At 54.7% G+C, this 17,046-nt stretch carries 13 protein-coding genes and 1 pseudogene; 5 read left to right on the top strand and 9 right to left on the bottom strand.

From position 1 onward, the window contains the following. Positions 1 to 77: 77 nt before the first annotated feature. Complete coding sequence (locus L6439_RS14565) at positions 78 to 650, top strand: RNA polymerase sigma factor (protein ID WP_168181380.1); 573 nt, start codon at positions 78 to 80, stop codon at positions 648 to 650. Then, positions 640 to 1,572, top strand: coding sequence for a hypothetical protein (locus L6439_RS14570; RefSeq protein ID WP_213468390.1), 933 nt, complete (start codon positions 640 to 642; stop codon positions 1,570 to 1,572). The genes L6439_RS14565 and L6439_RS14570 overlap by 11 nt, the downstream gene beginning before the upstream one ends. 74 nt (positions 1,573 to 1,646) lie before the next feature. Here L6439_RS14570 and L6439_RS14575 read toward each other — a convergent pair whose 3' ends face one another. The 5 genes from L6439_RS14575 to L6439_RS14595 form a co-directional block, all read right to left on the bottom strand. Next, on the bottom strand, positions 1,647 to 2,138 hold the full coding sequence (locus tag L6439_RS14575; protein ID WP_213468389.1) for a GNAT family N-acetyltransferase: 492 nt from the start codon (positions 2,136 to 2,138) through the stop codon (positions 1,647 to 1,649). A gap of 288 nt (positions 2,139 to 2,426) precedes the next feature. Beyond that, complete coding sequence (locus L6439_RS14580; RefSeq protein WP_168182894.1) at positions 2,427 to 2,978, bottom strand: hypothetical protein; 552 nt, start codon at positions 2,976 to 2,978, stop codon at positions 2,427 to 2,429. Positions 2,979 to 3,626: 648 nt separating this feature from the next. After that, positions 3,627 to 5,354: a proline--tRNA ligase gene (locus tag L6439_RS14585; protein ID WP_213468388.1), complete on the bottom strand. Its 1,728-nt coding sequence runs from the start codon at positions 5,352 to 5,354 to the stop codon at positions 3,627 to 3,629. 519 nt (positions 5,355 to 5,873) lie between these two features. Continuing rightward, on the bottom strand, positions 5,874 to 7,301 hold the full coding sequence (locus tag L6439_RS14590; protein WP_237096472.1) for an MFS transporter: 1,428 nt from the start codon (positions 7,299 to 7,301) through the stop codon (positions 5,874 to 5,876). Then, positions 7,298 to 8,413 carry a saccharopine dehydrogenase family protein gene (locus L6439_RS14595; RefSeq protein WP_213468387.1) on the bottom strand — a complete coding sequence of 372 codons (1,116 nt, stop codon included), beginning with the start codon at positions 8,411 to 8,413 and terminating at the stop codon, positions 7,298 to 7,300. Before L6439_RS14595 ends, L6439_RS14590 begins: the two co-directional genes overlap by 4 nt. 204 nt (positions 8,414 to 8,617) lie before the next feature. On the opposite strand from L6439_RS14595, the pseudogene qoxD reads away from it, so the two are divergent. Both qoxD and L6439_RS14605 read left to right on the top strand, forming a co-directional pair. Beyond that, positions 8,618 to 8,859: pseudogene (gene qoxD, locus L6439_RS14600) on the top strand (cytochrome aa3 quinol oxidase subunit IV). 732 nt (positions 8,860 to 9,591) lie between these two features. Then, the gene (locus L6439_RS14605) at positions 9,592 to 10,350 is read left to right on the top strand and encodes a class I SAM-dependent methyltransferase (protein ID WP_168182891.1); all 759 of its coding nucleotides are present in this window, start codon (positions 9,592 to 9,594) and stop codon (positions 10,348 to 10,350) included. 315 nt (positions 10,351 to 10,665) lie between these two features. On the opposite strand, the gene L6439_RS14610 is transcribed toward L6439_RS14605, so the two are convergent. The 4 genes from L6439_RS14610 to L6439_RS14625 form a co-directional block, all read right to left on the bottom strand. Then, positions 10,666 to 11,076, bottom strand: coding sequence for a DUF6508 domain-containing protein (locus L6439_RS14610; protein WP_213468385.1), 411 nt, complete (start codon positions 11,074 to 11,076; stop codon positions 10,666 to 10,668). A gap of 181 nt (positions 11,077 to 11,257) precedes the next feature. After that, complete coding sequence (locus L6439_RS14615; RefSeq protein ID WP_213468384.1) at positions 11,258 to 14,329, bottom strand: ATP-binding protein; 3,072 nt, start codon at positions 14,327 to 14,329, stop codon at positions 11,258 to 11,260. Positions 14,330 to 15,006: 677 nt separating this feature from the next. Next, on the bottom strand, positions 15,007 to 15,660 hold the full coding sequence (locus tag L6439_RS14620; protein WP_168182888.1) for a helix-turn-helix transcriptional regulator: 654 nt from the start codon (positions 15,658 to 15,660) through the stop codon (positions 15,007 to 15,009). A 25-nt stretch (positions 15,661 to 15,685) separates the two neighbouring features. Further along, on the bottom strand, positions 15,686 to 16,300 hold the full coding sequence (locus L6439_RS14625) for a superoxide dismutase (protein ID WP_168182887.1): 615 nt from the start codon (positions 16,298 to 16,300) through the stop codon (positions 15,686 to 15,688). Between the two features lie 235 nt (positions 16,301 to 16,535). Here L6439_RS14625 and L6439_RS14630 point away from each other — a divergent pair, with 235 nt between their 5' ends. After that, on the top strand, positions 16,536 to 17,030 hold the full coding sequence (locus L6439_RS14630) for a nitroreductase (RefSeq protein WP_168182886.1): 495 nt from the start codon (positions 16,536 to 16,538) through the stop codon (positions 17,028 to 17,030). Positions 17,031 to 17,046: the final 16 nt, after the last annotated feature.

Below are 17,046 nucleotides of genomic sequence, written 5' to 3' on the forward strand. Positions count from 1 at the left end.
AATCGGTCAACCTGTCACAAAACAGCTTATTGTTGTGTTATTACGAGTGTAAGAGGGGCCCCGCGAAAGGAGTGCTTATGAAACAAGATCAAGCAGACGCACCATTATCCGATGCGGACATTGAACAGATCGTCATGCAGGTCAAAGATGGCCGACAGGAGCCGTTTCGGCTGTTGGTCAAACACTATCAACGCCGGATTCACGTCTATTGCTGGCATATGTTAGGTCATCGGGAAGAAGCCGAGGACGCGGTGCAGGATATTTTTATCAAGTGTTATCAACATATCGCCCGTTACACCAAGACCAGCTCGTTTACCTCGTGGTTATACAAGATCGCCTACAATCACTGCATCAATGCAATGAAAAAGCGTAACACCCGGTACAAGGCGTTCGGCTTCTACCGATGGCAGCAACTCAATGCCGGATGCGAACGGGATTATAGCGATCTCGTCGGGGAGATGCTGAGCCAGCTCTCTTCAGAAGAGAGAAATCTGCTTCTGTTACGGGTGATTGATGAACGAAGCTACGAGGAAATCGGTGAAATCATGAGCTGCAAACCAGCCACCGCACGCAAAAAATATGAGCGGATTAAAAAAAGACTGAGACCGCTTTGGTCTCAACAAGTGGAGGGACTAGCCAATGAAACATAACGATGTATCTGCGGAAGCTGGCATGATCCGCAATATCAAGGATGTTATGGAGATGACAAATCTTCCGGAAAAAGATTTTTCCGATCGCGTGATGAAGCGGATCGCGCACCTGGAAAGAAGAATGCCTGCTTCGCGGAAAGCCCCTGTCTTGACGATCAAAAGACTGGCCGTCGCCGTTTGCAGTATCATCCTTTTGAGCGGCTTTTCTTATGCGGCCCGCGAGTGGTTGCAGTTGCGGGACAAAGCCGGAAATACGGTCATGGAGATCAGAAAGACAGATTCGAAAATTCCGGATTGGCAAACCAAAATACTGAAAGAGGTAGAGACGAGAATCGAGCCAGGCGAGTCAGCCGTCGTCTATTTTGGAAGCAAAGAAGAAATCGCCAAGAAGAATACGGACCAAATATTGTGGACGACTTCACCAATTGAATATACAACTCAAGACGAATGGAAGAGTGCAATCAAAGGACCATTGGCGAACAGCCGCCTTTCCATTCATGTTCCTGACGGTTACCAATTCGAAGCTGGCTATCTATACAAGGACTATCAGCCTCAAGGCCAGGATGAGAGCGTTCTAACGTATGGCAAGACGTTGGAAGGCAAGGAATATGCCTATGCGGTGAGGAAGCCCGGAAGCGGAATCCAGTCTGTGGCGTTGCAATATAAAGCTGGCGACCAGGCAATCAGTTACCGGATCAATTTCCTAAAAGGGGTTGAGCAATCGAAGTTTTTTGATGCCCAGCCCTCAGAAGAGCACATTGTAAATATAAATGGCACAGAAGCCTACTATTATGATCACGCCCTTAACTGGGTGGAAAAGAGCGAAGGAGGCTTCATGGAATACCGTATTTCCGGTGCTGCTGCGAAAGAACGGCTCGTTGAATTTGCACAAGAAGTTCTAACCGGTGAAGAAGCCCATTGATTGAAGCCAGCCTCTTCCGATCTGAGGGAATGCCAGTGAAGTGGCGCTTCACTGCATTCCCCTTCGCAATCGAACTACATTTCTTTTTCCAGAACGTAGAACTCGTCATCCCTGCTCATCGGATTTTTTATTTTTACGATTTTGAATCCGCATTTATTGACATAAAAGTGATGATTTCTTTTGGAGTATCCAGGGGTTTCCGTTATCCACTTTTTCGTGCCGGGGTACTTCTTCTCGATGTATCTCCATATGGCAAGTCCGATTCCGCGATTCTCCACGGATGGATCGACAAACAAGCAACCTAAAACATTTTCGTTGTTTTCATTGATCCACACAATGACAGCTCCTATCAGCTGTTCATCCAACAATACTTTATAAGACTGAGCCGATGAATTTATCGCCCATCGCGTCATAAATTCGCCTGTGTCATATCCATCAGGCCCGCCCTTTTCCCGCCCAAGAAATTGCTTCGTATCCGTGTCAAAAGCGCGGGTCATGATTTCTGTCAGACGGGCCACATCTTCTTCCAGAATAGATTGAAACTGTAACTTCTGATCTGTTTTCATCCTTTACCCCACCATTCTGATTACTGACGGGACACATCCCGGAGATTTTATCGTGACGACTTCCTCTCTCGCATAGCTCCTGATAAAAATCGCAGTTCTCTTGATCAAAGCATACAAATAGAACCGATGCAATGATAATTGCTTCCGCTCTGCAAAAGCGGAAAAAACAAAAAACCGGTAAACACAACCGGTTTTCGTTCTCTTCTGCTTCTTTTCGATCCGGGCAGCTGCCCGAACGTGCCTTTCCCGGCTTTCCACGCATTCCATCATCGGGACCATCGGCGGCTTTTATCGTGATTCCAGCGCCTTTTCTTTCTTGGGCCAAATAAAATAGGAAGCCGTAATAATCAGATCAATGCCCAATACGGCCGTCCACAGCCGCAGCACCCCACTCAATGCTTCGGTCCGGGCGGCGTCATTGATGAAATAGATGAGCCCGACCAACAGCCCGGCGCCAATCAGATAGGCCAGCACATGCCTGATCCAGCTCTTCAGGTAATGCTTCGCATACTCGATCCCATACCGCTTCAGCGGCTTCGCTCCTTGCTTGGCGACATAGTACCGGAATCGTTCATCCGCCCACGTAACCATCGGCTTGCCGAAGGCGATCGAGACCCCGATATATACCGCAGCGAGGGCATGCGCCGTTGTCGCCGTGGCTCCGCCGTATAAATCGATGCTTGTCGCAACTAACAGGATCAGATCGATGACCGGCGTGAGGGCGAGCAGAATCAGTCCCAGCTTCTGTCTCTTGAGCACATAACGCGCGAAAAGGCCGAGCAGGATAACGACCCAGAAGCCGATTTCGCTGGCTACGATTGCCCATGCCACAAAATTCAACGCAACACCTCCTCTACACATTGGATTGCAAAAACCGATTCATTCCCTTCCGTATACTGGCGGGCCAGCTGCAAGAAAGGCGCACGCGCCAAATCCATAATATGGACGATGAATCCGGAAAGGAATCCTTCAATCAGGCCCATTCTATTGCGCCGATGTAACATGCTTGGGCCCGTCCCACTTCCCTGTCCAACACATCCGTGTCACGGCGGCATCTATCAAGCAATATGGCCTCGAAGCGACGACGCTCCCAACCTCTGCCGCGTGCATCCTGCGAGGCATCGAAAGCAAGCGTGCCAAGTATCGGCCCCCGGGATCGACCAGATGATTGGACAGGACTCTCCAGCCGATCCGTCGGATAGATGCCTGCTTCCCTTCTCGGGGATGTAATCGCCGATCCGCTGCGGCAGCGATAATCTTTTGTGCTCCTGAATAGAGTCTACAGCCCGTCACGTCCAACGTCTCGCCGCCCGCAACGAACTTGCCGGCAACGGTACAGCGGAAATCGAGAAGCGGGCTTGCATCATAGGACCTAATCCGCCGCAGGAGGCGTTCTTCGAGCAGCTTGTCACCGCCATATAAAAAATCGGGAATTAGTATTTAGTATAGGTTCCCGGGCCTGAAGGGTCAGCGGTCTTTTGGCCTATTTTACACCCATTCCAGCACATTATCTATACAATGCTCAATCCGAACCGTCTCGGCTCCTGTACCCGCCCGTTCCTTCCATTCCACCATGCCTTCGGCAATCGACCTGCCAATGACGAGACGCAGCGGCATGCCGAACAGATCCGCATCGGCCAGCTTCACGCCGATCCGTTCCTCGCGGTCGTCGAGCAGCACGGAGATGCCGGCCTGCTGAAGCTCCGCATACAGCCGCTCGGCTGCCTGCCGCTGTGCCTCATCCTTCCATGCCACCGGAATGAGGTGGACCTGGAACGGCGCGATGGCCCGCGGCCAGATGATGCCGCGCTCATCATGGTGCTGCTCGACAATCGCCGCCAGCAGGCGCGAGACCCCGATGCCGTAGCAGCCCATGAGCAGCGGCTGCTCGCGGCCGTTCGGGTCGAGCACGGTGGCGCCGAGCGCGGCACTGTACTTCGTGCCGAGCTTGAACACGTGGCCGACCTCGATGCCGCGGTGGAACTGCAGGCGGCCTTCCCCGCAATGCGGACAGGCTTCCCCTTCCATGACGTTGCGGTAATCGCCGACCGTCTCGAGAGGGATATCGCGGCCGGGGACGACATGCTTCACGTGAGTGTCCTCGGCATTGGCGCCTGCGATGCCTTCGCTCATCGAAGCCACGTCCCGGTCGACGAGCACACGCACATCCGGCCGAAGCCCGATCGGTCCGGCGAAGCCGATCGGCGCGCCCGACACGGCGGCGACCGTCTCCTCGTCCGCCAATTCAACCGCAGCCGCGTCAAGGCAGTTCTTCACCTTGATCTCGTTCACCTCATGGTCGCCCCGCACGAGCACCGCGACCGGCGCACCGTCAACCGTATAGATCAGCGTCTTGATCACAGCGGACGGCTTCAGCCCCAGACCGGAAGCCAGTTCATCGATCGTCCGCATCCCCGGCGTCGGGAAGCGTTCCGGCGCAGGATAATTGCCCTCCCGGCTGCCTTCTCGCCCGCCGGCTCCATTCCCTGCTGCGCTTCCGCTCTCCGCCCGCTCCAGATTGGCCGCATACTCGCATGCCGTGCAGGAGACGACCGTATCTTCGCCGACATCGGCCAGCACCGTGAACTCGTGCGTGGCCCCATCCCCGCCGATGGCTCCCGCGTCCGCCTCGATAGCGCGGTAACGGAGGCCCAAGCGCCGCATAATCCGGTGATAGGCGTCGAACATGGCGCGGTAACTGGCGTCCAATCCGTCCGTATCGATAGCGAATGAATAGGCATCCTTCATCAGGAACTCGCGGCCGCGCAGCAGGCCGAAGCGCGGACGCCGCTCATCGCGGTATTTCGTCTGAATCTGGTACACCGTAAGCGGCACGCGCTTGTAGGATTTTACTTCGTCCCGGATAAGCGCCGTAACGGCTTCTTCATGCGTCGGGCCGAGCGCGAATTCCCGCCCATGGCGATCCTGGAGGCGGATCAGCTCCGGCCCGTACACGCTGTACCGTCCCGACTGCTTCCACAGCTCGGCAGGAAGCAGCGCGGGAAGATGAACCTCCTGGGCCCCGGCCCGGTCCATCTCTTCCCGAATGATGCGCTCCAGCTGCCGCATCACCCTCCAGCCCAGCGGCAGGTACGAATAGACGCCTGACGCCAACGGCCGGATGTACCCTGCCCGCACAAGCAGCTGGTGACTTGCCGCCTCGGCATCCGCCGGAGCCTGCCGCAGCGTTGGAGACAATAATTGAGTTTGACGCATAATGCCATAACCTCCCTTTTCGACAAAAAAAGCATGTCCTGCATCCTCGCCGCAGCACGAAAAAAACGCCCTGGTCCGCTCTTGCTGTGCCTGACCCCTCCCGGGGGATCGAAACGCTGAACGATCGCGGGAAGCGAGTCATCGTTCCGATGACAGGCCGGGAAGACGCAAAAAACGCATCCGCCCCCGAAGGGACGAATGCGCCGTGGTACCACCCTCATTCGAACGCCAGCCGAAGCGGGCGTTCCTCTGCTACGGATAACGGCGTAACCCGGCGGCCGCCGGCGGCTTGCCGGAGTCCGCAGCTGCAAAGAAGGAAGCAGCCACCCGCAAGAGGAGCCTTCCAGCCCGTGGGCCCCCTCTCTGTGCATGCGTTCCGTGGCGCTCATGTCTTTGGTCTTCGCTGTTCCTGCTTTTCATGTCTTCTGCATTGGATTTATCCTGACCATACCGCGATTTCCCGCGGAAGTCAAGAGTGTGCGAAGCGGCGCAAGACAGGGGCCTGACCAGGGCCTGCCGTCATTTCTGTGCGCGGACGCCAGCCCCCCGCTTCAACGCCCTTCTCCCCGCATACCAGCTGTATCCCAGCGGCAGCAGGCCGGCGGCTCCGATCCAAGCGCCCAGACGGAAGATATGCAGATAAGCCTCCAGCGGCTTGGCGGGATCGCCGTCGTCCATCAGCCCCAATCCCAGCGCGGCCCCGAGCACCAAGCCCACGTTGCGCGTCAACGCTATCATGCTGCCGATCGAGCCTGCGTCTCCCTTCACGGCATAGCTCATAATAAAGCTGTTGTTCGGCGAGGCGATCAATCCCATTCCCGAACCGATTAATGCCAGCGTGCAAATGATTCCCCACAGCGGCAGCTCGCCGAATGATCCGGAGAACAGCATGAACCCGCCTGCCATGGCGCACAGCCCAAGACACATCAAGCGCCGCGAGCCTAACCGGTCGGACAGATGCCCCGCGACGGGACCGATCACGGCCAAGAGAAGCGGATACGCGAGCATGACATAACCTGCATCCGCCGCCGATACCGCAGTGGTCTCGAAGATATAGAACGGCATCAGGACTAACGCAATATTGGCCAGCAGGAACGATGCGCAGCTAATCATCAGGCCGCAGGCCACGGCCGGAATGCGGAAGGCCGCCAACGGCAGAAAAGGCTCTTCCTGGCGGGACTGCCACATCCAGCTCAGCGGCCAGATGATGAGCAAGACAACGTACAGCACAAGCATGCTTGGGGAACCCCACCCTAAGTCGCCTCCGTTCACAATGGCGTAGATTCCCGTGCCAATGCCGCCCATGAACAGGATGGCTCCGACCAGATCCAGCGGGGACTCCTTCGTCTCCTCCTTCTGGTCCGCGGGAATATAACGTACAGCCAGCGCCGTGGCCGCTACCGCCACGGGCACATGAATCAGGAACGCCCACTGCCAGCTCAGCCAGGCCGCGGTGAAGCTGCCGGCAACCGGTCCCGACATCCCGCCCAGGGCAACGGCTGTGCTCACGAATCCGAGAGCCCGCCCTCTATGCGCCCCCGGCATATGAAACGTGATGAGCGCCATATTCGTCGCCTGGAACATCGCAGCGCCCGCCGCTTGCAGAATACGCATCGAGAGGAGGACAGGGAGATTCGGCGAGAGCGCGACCAGGACAGAGCTGATCGTGAACAGGGCAATGCCGCAGTTATGGATGGGGCGATGCCCCCAACGGTCGCCTAACCTGCCCATCAAGGGAAGTAGCGACGTAATGGCGAGCAGATACCCCGTCGTCATCCACTGCACGGTCCCGATATCCGAGTGGAACACGGTGATGAACCGGGGAAGCGATACGTTCACGACCCCGGCAGTGAAGTGAGACAAAAATGCGCTGAGGCAGATGGCCATCATCATCCATGCCCGTTGGTTGCCGGCCATTCCGGGCTTGCCGTGTGCGGAAGCGCTCAACAGGCTTCCCTCCCTTCCGGCGCAAGCTCGGATAGACGAAGATCGTATTCGATGTCCGGCCCCGGCTCCTTCAGCATGCTTGCCATACCGGTCAACTGATCGATATGATAGACCCCGGCCGGGCTGGGCGAATCAACCAGCATCGCGGCGGCCGCAGCCGCGACTCGCGCCGTCGCGGCGGATTGATCCCGGCCTTGGAGGAAGCATTCCGCCAAGGCGGGCTTCCCCTCTCTGCTTCTCCCCCAAGCTTCCGCCTTGACGGCGAACCGGTCTCCGCCGAAGCGAAGCGCTCCGAGGCTGCGGATCAACCGCTTGCGGAGCCAGCCCCTTTGCAGCAGGCGGACGGCCCACGTCCTTCGCGCCCCGGCCAACAGTCTGGTGACGATAGGGGAATCGAGGCAGAAGCGCGTCGCGACCGAAGATACGTTCAGTGTTCGCGGAAGGGACTGCTGATCGGAGAATGGAAAGCGGTAGGCCTGACGGCTGCCGATGTCCGCGCCGAAATCGAATGTTTTGCCGTCCGCGAAGCTCTGCGCCTCCACCTGCTTCCCGTTCCGCGTGATGTCGAAGCGGGCGCCGAGATTGTCTGCCATCCATTCGATAGCCGCCTCCCCATGGGCATCACCAAGCCCAAGCATAATCGCGAGATCGATCTCATCCGTCTCGCCTAACATCCGGTGCGCCTCCAGCGCCAGCAGATTGGTCAGGCCGGGAGCCAGCCCGACGCTCAACAGCGCGGTCGCCCCGTAAGCCTCAGCCACTTCCCGGCATTGCTCCACTTGGCGGAGAAAAGTGCCGTTCGCCGAGATATCGATGTAGTGCGTGCCCGCGCGCAAACACTCGCGGACGAAGCCCGTGTCGGCCTGATCCAGGCACATGATAACGAGCTTCACGCCGTCAAACATCGCAGGCGGCTTCGGATTCCGGATATCGATCTCCAGCGGCCTGATTTTGCCTCCGGCGGACTGGCAGAAGCGCTCGGCCCGCTCGCGGCTCCGTCCGGCCGCGAAGACCATGCCAGGGTAACGATCCCCCAGTATCCTGCAAATGTTCCTTCCCACATGCCCGTAACCGCCGATGACAACAATCTCCTCTTTTGCATGCATCTCCATCACCATATCCTGTAGAATTGAGTTATTAAGAAACATTCTCAATTATACAGGATCAGGATAATTTTACCATCCCATATTTCAGGGATTGCAGCGGAATCATGAAGCCCGAATCATCGCCTCGGCGGCATCCGGTATTGCCTTGCATGCCCGCGTACAGTTTCGCGCTGTCATGGGGGGAAACAATTGTTCCCGATTCGTCTTGTGATGGGATATGTTCTTCTCTCTCATCCTTTCTGTCGTCGCGCTGGCCGTCATCTTCTGGGATATGTCGTTCTCCATGGGACTGACCATCCTGCTCGTCTGTGCAGCTATCCAGGCATCGGTGCAGCTGTTCTTGTTCATGCACGCCACGGAAGACAATGAAGCCGTCCAACATGACGAACCTCGTCTATGCGCTGTTCGTCGGTCTGGTCACCGTATTCGGTACGCTGTTCACGATGATCTAGGGTTATCAATAAAGCCAAATATTCACTTGCAACTAAGCCTGCTCCTAGCATGAGAGCAGGCTCGTTTCAGACTGTCGGCAAAGTCCTGTCGACAGTCTTTTTCTTAGGCGGGGCGGGGACGGGGAAGGGAGGACCGTTAGTTCAGGGCAAGCGGGTACGCGCATGGAGCAAGATGGTCTGCGGGTGAAGCGGTACGCGCACGAAGGAAGCTCGCCTCTGTTGTAACAAGCGGGTACGGCAGGACATTGCTGCACAGGCGCAGCATTTTTAGCCTCAAGTGGTTAATTTCCGGGAAAATCCTGTAAAACTGCATTATTTCGCGATTTTGAACGCTATCTGCGCCTTGCCGCGGGATTATTGCTGTATTTTCGCAGTAATCCTATGTTCGCATACTCGTACCAATGAAATTGCTGCATTTTTGCAGTATTGGTGGAGCGGATAGCTAAGTCCATAACATGGTAAAAAGAGAAAATGGCATAAAAGAAGAGCCACAGCCACGCCGCTTGGGCTCTAGCCTCCAAACTATCGACTCTCAAAGAGAATTCTTCCAAACTATCATTGCATCAAGCACCTTTCCATGGTAGAATCCGGGTTATCTCAAAAGAAAGAGGCGAGTACGATGACAGTCAGCTCTTATAACTTAACCCCAACTACAAAAACAGAGATACGGAAGGCATAATTTCGGTTACCTGACCCAATCTTCCGTATCATATGAAACGGAGGACAAAATGAATGTTTAGTTATTACAGTAATCTATGCACGGAAGTATACGATCTTACCAAACCTGTCGGGCATTCCGTCGGAGGCGATATCGAGTATTATCTCGACAGACTCCGATCATGCAGCGGCCGAATTCTAGAAGCGGCCGTAGGCTCAGGACGCATGCTCATCCCGCTTCTTGAAGCCGGACTGTTAGTGGACGGGATTGATTATTCCCCTGCGATGTTGGCTTCCTGCCGCAAGCGTTGCGAGGAGCGGAATTTACGGCCGATGTTGTACGAGGGAGAACTGCAAAATTTAGCCTTGCCGCATAAATACGATGCCATCATTATTCCAACCGGATCTTTCTGTTTGCTTGATAATCGTCAAGAATCCATTAACGCCCTTAAATGTTTTTACGAGCATCTCACTCCTGGAGGACGGATAATTATAGACCTTATTTTGCCCGATCGTATGGAGGTAGGGACGACTTCTACATCAACCTTCCCTTTTCCATCAGGGGATGTCATTACCGTGGAAGATAAACTGGTGGAATTTAGTATGATTGATCAATACTCCGTTTCCTATTTAAAATACGAAAAGTGGCGCGAAGGATCGCTAATTCAATCCGAGCTTCAACGTTTTGCGCTTCGCTGGTACGGCAATGAGGAATTCAAGCTCGTATTAGAAAACATTGGGTTCTCAGACATCGTAGTCTCGAGCGATTATACGCATGGAAAGCAGCCGGCGGAAGGCAATCAAATATTTACTTTTGAAGCGGTTCGAAAATAAAGTTCAAAATTCATCGGGGGCTGTCCCACCCGCAGTATGGAGCTGCGGTGATGGGACAGCCCCCTCATTATCCAAGCTCGGATTGCCGAAATCATGCAAAAATACAGCTTTTCCCTTATGAGGTGTCGCCCATTTGAGAGATTCCTGCAAAACTGCAGGAATCTCAGGCTGTACTATAGATAGAAGGCAAAAATCGGAGAAAATAATGCATTTTTACAGGAGTTTAATCAAATATGGCCACAAGTAGCGAAAAATCCTGCATTCACGCAGGATTTTCATCTCACCAACTCCGCATCACGGCCTCGTCGCAACCCGTCATTCCGCCGCTTTTCCCTCCGCCGTCAAAGCCTGTAACCGGTCGAGCACCTTGCCCACCCATCCTCTCTTCATGACATCTCCCAGGAAGCCTTCCCAGAAACGTTCCTGCCGCACATAAGCCGTCATCAGCTTCCGCAGATCCTCGATATCGGCGCGCTCAATGAAGCGGTCATGGTTATCGACGCTCTGGAGCTGATTTTCTATGATCCAGGTTTTCCAATCGAGACCGGCAATCAGAAATTCAGCCTCGTATAGAACATCAAGAAATTCGTTGACCGCATCGGCATATTTATATGAATGCGATGACGTGATTTCAACATACGGCTGATCCGTGGTGCGGAAATATTCGCCGAAGGACAGCAATCGAGCTCGGGCGGATTTTCCATTTATCATCTGGTTCAGATCCATGTTCAGCCTCGCTCTCCCTTCACTTCTCTATGCACAGTATACCTCAATTTTGAAATGGCCGGTCCCCTTTAAACCGACAACGAAAAAACAACCGCTTCCCGGCAGCGGCTTTTCGGGGAAACGGTTGCGATAGAAGAGGTATTTGCAATGATTCAATTGAGTCTGCGCGGAACGCTGCCGGTTAGAGTCTTCCGGGAATGAAGAAGGACACTGTCGTTCCCTCCCCCTTCACACTTTGAATGATCAACCCATGTCCATACTGCTTCCGCAAGCGCTTGTCCGTATTGAACAGTCCGATGCCCCCGTGCGGGGGCTGTTCACGATGCAGGACTTGCTCCGCTGCCGCCGGATCCATGCCGACCCCGTTGTCCGCTACGATGATATGCGTGCCGTCCGCCTCCGCCGCGACTCGAATATGAATCATGCCGCCTTCGGAGCGGCTTAAGATACCGTGGCGGAGCGCATTCTCGACAAGCGGCTGAATCGTGAGCGGCGGAAGCTGCGCATGAAGGGCGTTCGTCACGTCCCAGATGACATCCAGCCTGTCGCCGAACCGCGTCTTCTCGATTGTCAGATAGGCGCGCACGAGATCCAGCTCATGCTCAAGCGGAACCAGATGCTCCGCGTTCCACTGATCGAAGCTCAGCCGCAAGTATCTGCTGAACGATTCAATGAGCGTACGCATTTTAACCGTATCGAGCTTGCTCAGGGCCACAATGGAATTCAAGGTATTGAACAGGAAATGCGGCTTAATCTGCGCCTGCAGATAGGCCGCTTCCATACGCAGCAGATCCGCGATCGAGCGTCTCAGATCGGTTAACGCCCGCACCCGTGATTTCAGTTCCAAGGCATCGACCGGCTTCGTCACATAGTCGTTCGCTCCGGCCCGGAAGCCGGAATAGATATCTTCGGCCCGGCTTCGAGCCGTGAGGAGCAGGATCGGAAGCTCCGACATGGAGAAGCGCTCGCGAATGGCGCGGGTCAGCTCGTAGCCGGACATATGCGGCGTCATGATATCGGCGATTACGAGGTCCCATCGCTCTTTGGCCACCAGAACCGCGGCTTCCCGGCCGCTTATGGCCGTCGTCACGCTGTACCCTTCGGCGAGCAGCAGGTTGGACAGTACGTTCAGATTCACCGGATCATCATCGACAGCCAATATTTTTATTCTATCTGCCGATGCAGCGACTTCGGCCGAGCTGTCGTCAACGGACAGGGCAGGCCGTTCGCGGTTGTCTGCAGGCTCTATGCCTTCGCTTTCAAGCAGGGGGGGCTCCAGATCATCCCGTTTCCCGGCCGCGCTGGGCGGCGGGGCCAGCGGGAGTGTGAAGGTGAAGACCGATCCGGCCCCTTCCTGCGAATCCGCCTTCAACGTTCCGCCATGCAGCTCGACCAGTTGCTTCGTAATGCTCAACCCGAGGCCGATGCCCCCGACACTCGCGCTCGCTTCCCCCTGCTCATAGGCCTGGAACGCCTTCCGCATCGTCGCTTCATCCATGCCGCGGCCGGTATCGGAGACGCGAATATGCGCATATCCCTTGCGGACATAGGCGTCAATCATGACGATGCCTTCGTCGGTGTATTTGATCGCGTTGTGAAGCAAGTTGAACAAGATTTGGGTGAGCCGATCCTCGTCGGCAAGGACCGGAGGAAGCTCCTTCGGAATATGGATCGCCACCCGAATCGGCTTGCCTTCCGTCAGGAAGGAGAGCATCTCCACGACGCTGTTCGCCACCGGATGAACGGGTATCCGATCGAATTGAAGCCGGAGCTTCTCTTGCTTCAACTGGGAGACATCGAGCAAATCATTCAGCAGATGCGACATCCGTCGCCCGACGGAGACGATCAGCTTCAAGTTTTTGCGGTTCGCCTCTTTCAACGAACGCTGATTCTCCAGCACGCTCTGGGCCATATTAATAATGCCGTGCAGCGGCGTGCGCAATTCATGCGAAGTATTCGCCAGGAAATCATCCTTCACCTTATCCGCCTTGATGAGCTGCATATTCACATCCGCCATCCGGGCCGAAGTCCGGTAGAACTGCTTGAACCAGAAGGCGGCAAAGGCGAGAAACGTGACAAGGAAGTCGATCGGATAATACCCCAGTTCCTTCCACACCGTGTTTTTGACATAGCCCCATATCGTATTTCCGGTTATAGCGGTGGCTGCAATCAGCAGATAGACACTATCGCCTTCCTTCCTCCGCACAACCCATATAATCAGAACCGGCATGACCAAAAAAGGTATAAACATCACAATATCAAATACCGGCATGACATCAAGCGTAAACTGAGGCGGAGCGAGCGATATGATGGCGACAGATGCGGCGTTCAGCACCGTATAACTCCTGAACCATTTGGCTCCGGCGCCTTTCGGGAAGATACACCTGACGAATTGAAGCATGAAGCCTGCCACCAGGAGCATGGAAATGTTCAGCAGCCGGATATTCCAAGCATAATCCAGCTGCAGCCAATCCAGCAGCATCTTGTCGTCATCGGTTAGCGTCGCAAAGATAGCGCTAAGTATGAGCATCGAGAAATAAAACAAGCTCTTGTCCCGAACTCCGAAGCCAAACAAGACAATAGCATAGATAAAGTGCATGATGAGCACGATGCAGACGACAAGCTGCGAACCGATGCTTATTGATGATGCCTGATTCACGCCCTCCGCAGAGCCGAAATAAAGGGGGCGCCATATCCCTCCATCCACGCCGTCAAAATAATTCGCCGCCTGAATGATAATTTCTATCTCTCCGCCGCCGGACACGAAATAACCGGAATAAGGCAGATCACGGGATACGGTCTCCGCCTCGTTCGGGGCAGGCCAGCCGGCATTCGCAAGCAGCTTGCCATTGACATACAGCGCGGAAGAGCTTACCGCTCCTTGTACGCGAAGGGCAAAAGACCGTTCCTGTCCGGGACTTAATAAGATGCGCAGCCGGTATGAGCCATACCCGATCGCGGATCCCGTCACCGTCTTCCAGCTTCCGGGAACTTGAACATAGCTTGGCCCGCGGCCGGATGAAGCATCACCGCGAAACTCATCCATCAGCAGTACCCCCGGAATGAACTCCCACTCCCCATTCAACGGAATTGTGCGTATCGAATCCAGATCCTGTCCCCGCAGATCGAGCAGGCCCTGAACCGGTCTCAAGCCGGAAGCATTCGGCACCAACGAGATAAAACCAAGGCGAATGCCGGATAGCGACAGCACGACAAGCACGATAATGATAATTAGTTTGCGCAGTGACATCATTTGATGCATCTTCCTTGTATTATATTGCGAAGCTTCCTTCGCTGTTGATTGCCGTTCATGCGGTCAAAATGCGCTTGCCAGACGATTGCGCGGGAAAAATTTGTGCGGGTTCGGGGGTGAGATGCCGGGGAAAAGAAAATCATTGAACGAACATAAGATTACCATTGCCGACTATACCAAAACTAAACAATCCCCAAGGCCCATCGCTGACGCATCGTCTTGCTCTCTCATGCGGCCCCGGCCCGGCATTCCTCCCTGGATGCCTTCGACTTTCTCATAGGAAGGGAGCGTGCCATCCAATTGCTGCTCCAGATTGTTGACCCGAGCCTCGGCAAAAGAATGTGATGTGTGTACCTTCTTTCTGCATTGGCGGCGGCGATAAGCCGGATATCCGCTGCGCGCCGCCGTATCGCTCCCATTATACGATCGCAATGTGAAATTCAGATGAATTGTTGGCGGGAAATGGACTTATTTCCTTGTTATTATTTCCCCGGCAACCGCAGAAATTGACAGGAGATTCTCGGCCATGACAGCATTTTGCCGACATGATGAACCAGCTCATGACAAAAAAAGCAATACGGGTACTTCCCCGGTATGGCAGATGCGGATACAACGGCCCAAGCGCAAAAAACAGACCCGGCATCAAGCCGGGCCTGTAACTGCGGCGCTTTCACTCTTTATGCATCTGTTGGCTTTGCCGCAATCCGGTAACAGCATTTGACATCCCCGTCCGCCATGCATTCCAGCCGCTCCACCCGAGCGTCCAGCAGTTCGCGGAACAAGCTCAGCTCGCAATGGCAGGCTTGGCGGTAACGGCACGCTATACGGGCAATGGGGCAATTCGCTTCCTCGAATAGGAACGAACCGTCATCCAGCTTGTCGACCGTGACCATATAGCCTTCCCGGTTCTGAATGGCGGCCAGGCGGGCAACCCGTTCCTCCAGGCTGCCCCCGGTCATCGCGGCGCGATGCTTCTGCTCCAGCTTCTCCTGCCTTCGTTCGAATAGCTCGCCGATGACGGATTCCCCGAACATCTCGCTCATCTCGCCAAGCAAATCGGCGGCCAGCGCATCATATTGATTCGGGAACAGCGCTTCGGCGGAGAGCGTAAGCCGGTATACGTGAATCGGCCTGCCGATCGGCTGGCGCTGCACGGCAGCCTCAATGAACCGCTCCTCCTGCAGCGCATAGAGATGCTTACGAATCGCCATCTCCGTTAACCCGAGACGCTGCGAGATGTCCTGGACACGGATCGAGCCATGCTTCTTCAACAGCAGCAATATTTTCCGTCTCGTCTTCTGTTCCCGTTCAGGAGCTTGATGTTGTCGCATCGGTCTCTCCCTTCTGCAGGCGGAATTAGCGAGCAGCTTCGTTATAGCGGCGGTTCACTTCCTCCCAGTTAACGACATTCCACCAGGAAGACACGAAGTCGGGCCGTCTGTTCTGATACTGCAAATAATAGGCATGCTCCCATACATCGACGACCAGAATCGGGGTCTTGTTCTCCGCCAACGGCGTATCCTGGTTCGGCGTGCTCATGACTTCCAGCTTGTCTCCATTGACGACGAGCCAGCCCCACCCCGAACCGAAGCGGCTTATCGCGGCTTTGGTCAAATCTTCCTTCAGCTGCTCAAAGCATCCGAAGTGCTTCTCGATCCCCTTGGCGATATCCCCCTTAGGCTCTCCGCCGCCCGTCGGGCTCATGATGGACCAATACAGACTGTGCCCGTAATGCCCTCCTCCATGATTGCGGACCGCAGTGCGTATATCTTCCGGCAGATCGTCCAGGTGACTGATCAAATCTTCAACCGTCGCGTTTTTGAACTGAGGGGATTGGCTCAGCGCCTGATTCAAGTTGGCGACATACGCCGCATGATGCTTCTTATGGTGAATTTCCATGGTTCTGGCGTCCAGGTAAGGCTCCAGTTCATCATATCCATAGGACAGTTCCGGCAGAGTGAATTGTTCCATTCGCTTCGTCTCCCTTCCCTAATTAACAGAATTCACCTCTGAATTATATAGCACAGGAAATATTTTGTACATATCTAAATATTTTTACCCGATGCAACTTAATGAGAAAGAGCCTTTCTGTCAACCAGGAGAAGCCGCCTTTATTTTGTCCTAATGAAAAATTTTGTTGTCAAGGAAACACTTTTTAATTATGATGAACTATATTTACGACGAATTGGGAAAAGGAGTTGGATCTATGCTGGATTTGCCGCGCATTCTGATCGAAGGGGCTTTATTATCTGCCGTCTTTTTAGCGGTCCTGCTTCTCTCGCTGGCCTACAACCCGCGGATATGGCTTCAGGATTATCCGCCAGATATTCAACGGGCGGCCCCGCCTCGCACCCCGACGGAGAAAAAGCAGTTGACGGCAGTCGGAACCATCGTCATGCTGCTCATTTTCGTTCCGTTTGTCAGTTCGATTTATGCCTATGGAGACGAGGTTACGTTTTGGGGCGCTTTTCTTCATCTGTACCTTGTCTTCATCATTGTCAGCTTGGCTGACTTGATTATTCTCGACTGGCTTGTTTTTTGCGGCATTACACCGAACTTCATTGTCATACCGGGAACGCGGGGGGCGTCAGGCTATAAAGATTACCGTTTCCATCTCATCGGCTTCCTGAAGGGAGCGGTCATGTCTGCGGTTTTTTGTCTGCTGCTTGCGGGGGTGCGAGTGGCCATAACGTATTTGTAGGCAAGTCAAGGAGCGG

This window comes from Paenibacillus dendritiformis, assembly GCF_021654795.1.
GTDB lineage: Bacteria > Bacillota > Bacilli > Paenibacillales > Paenibacillaceae > Paenibacillus_B.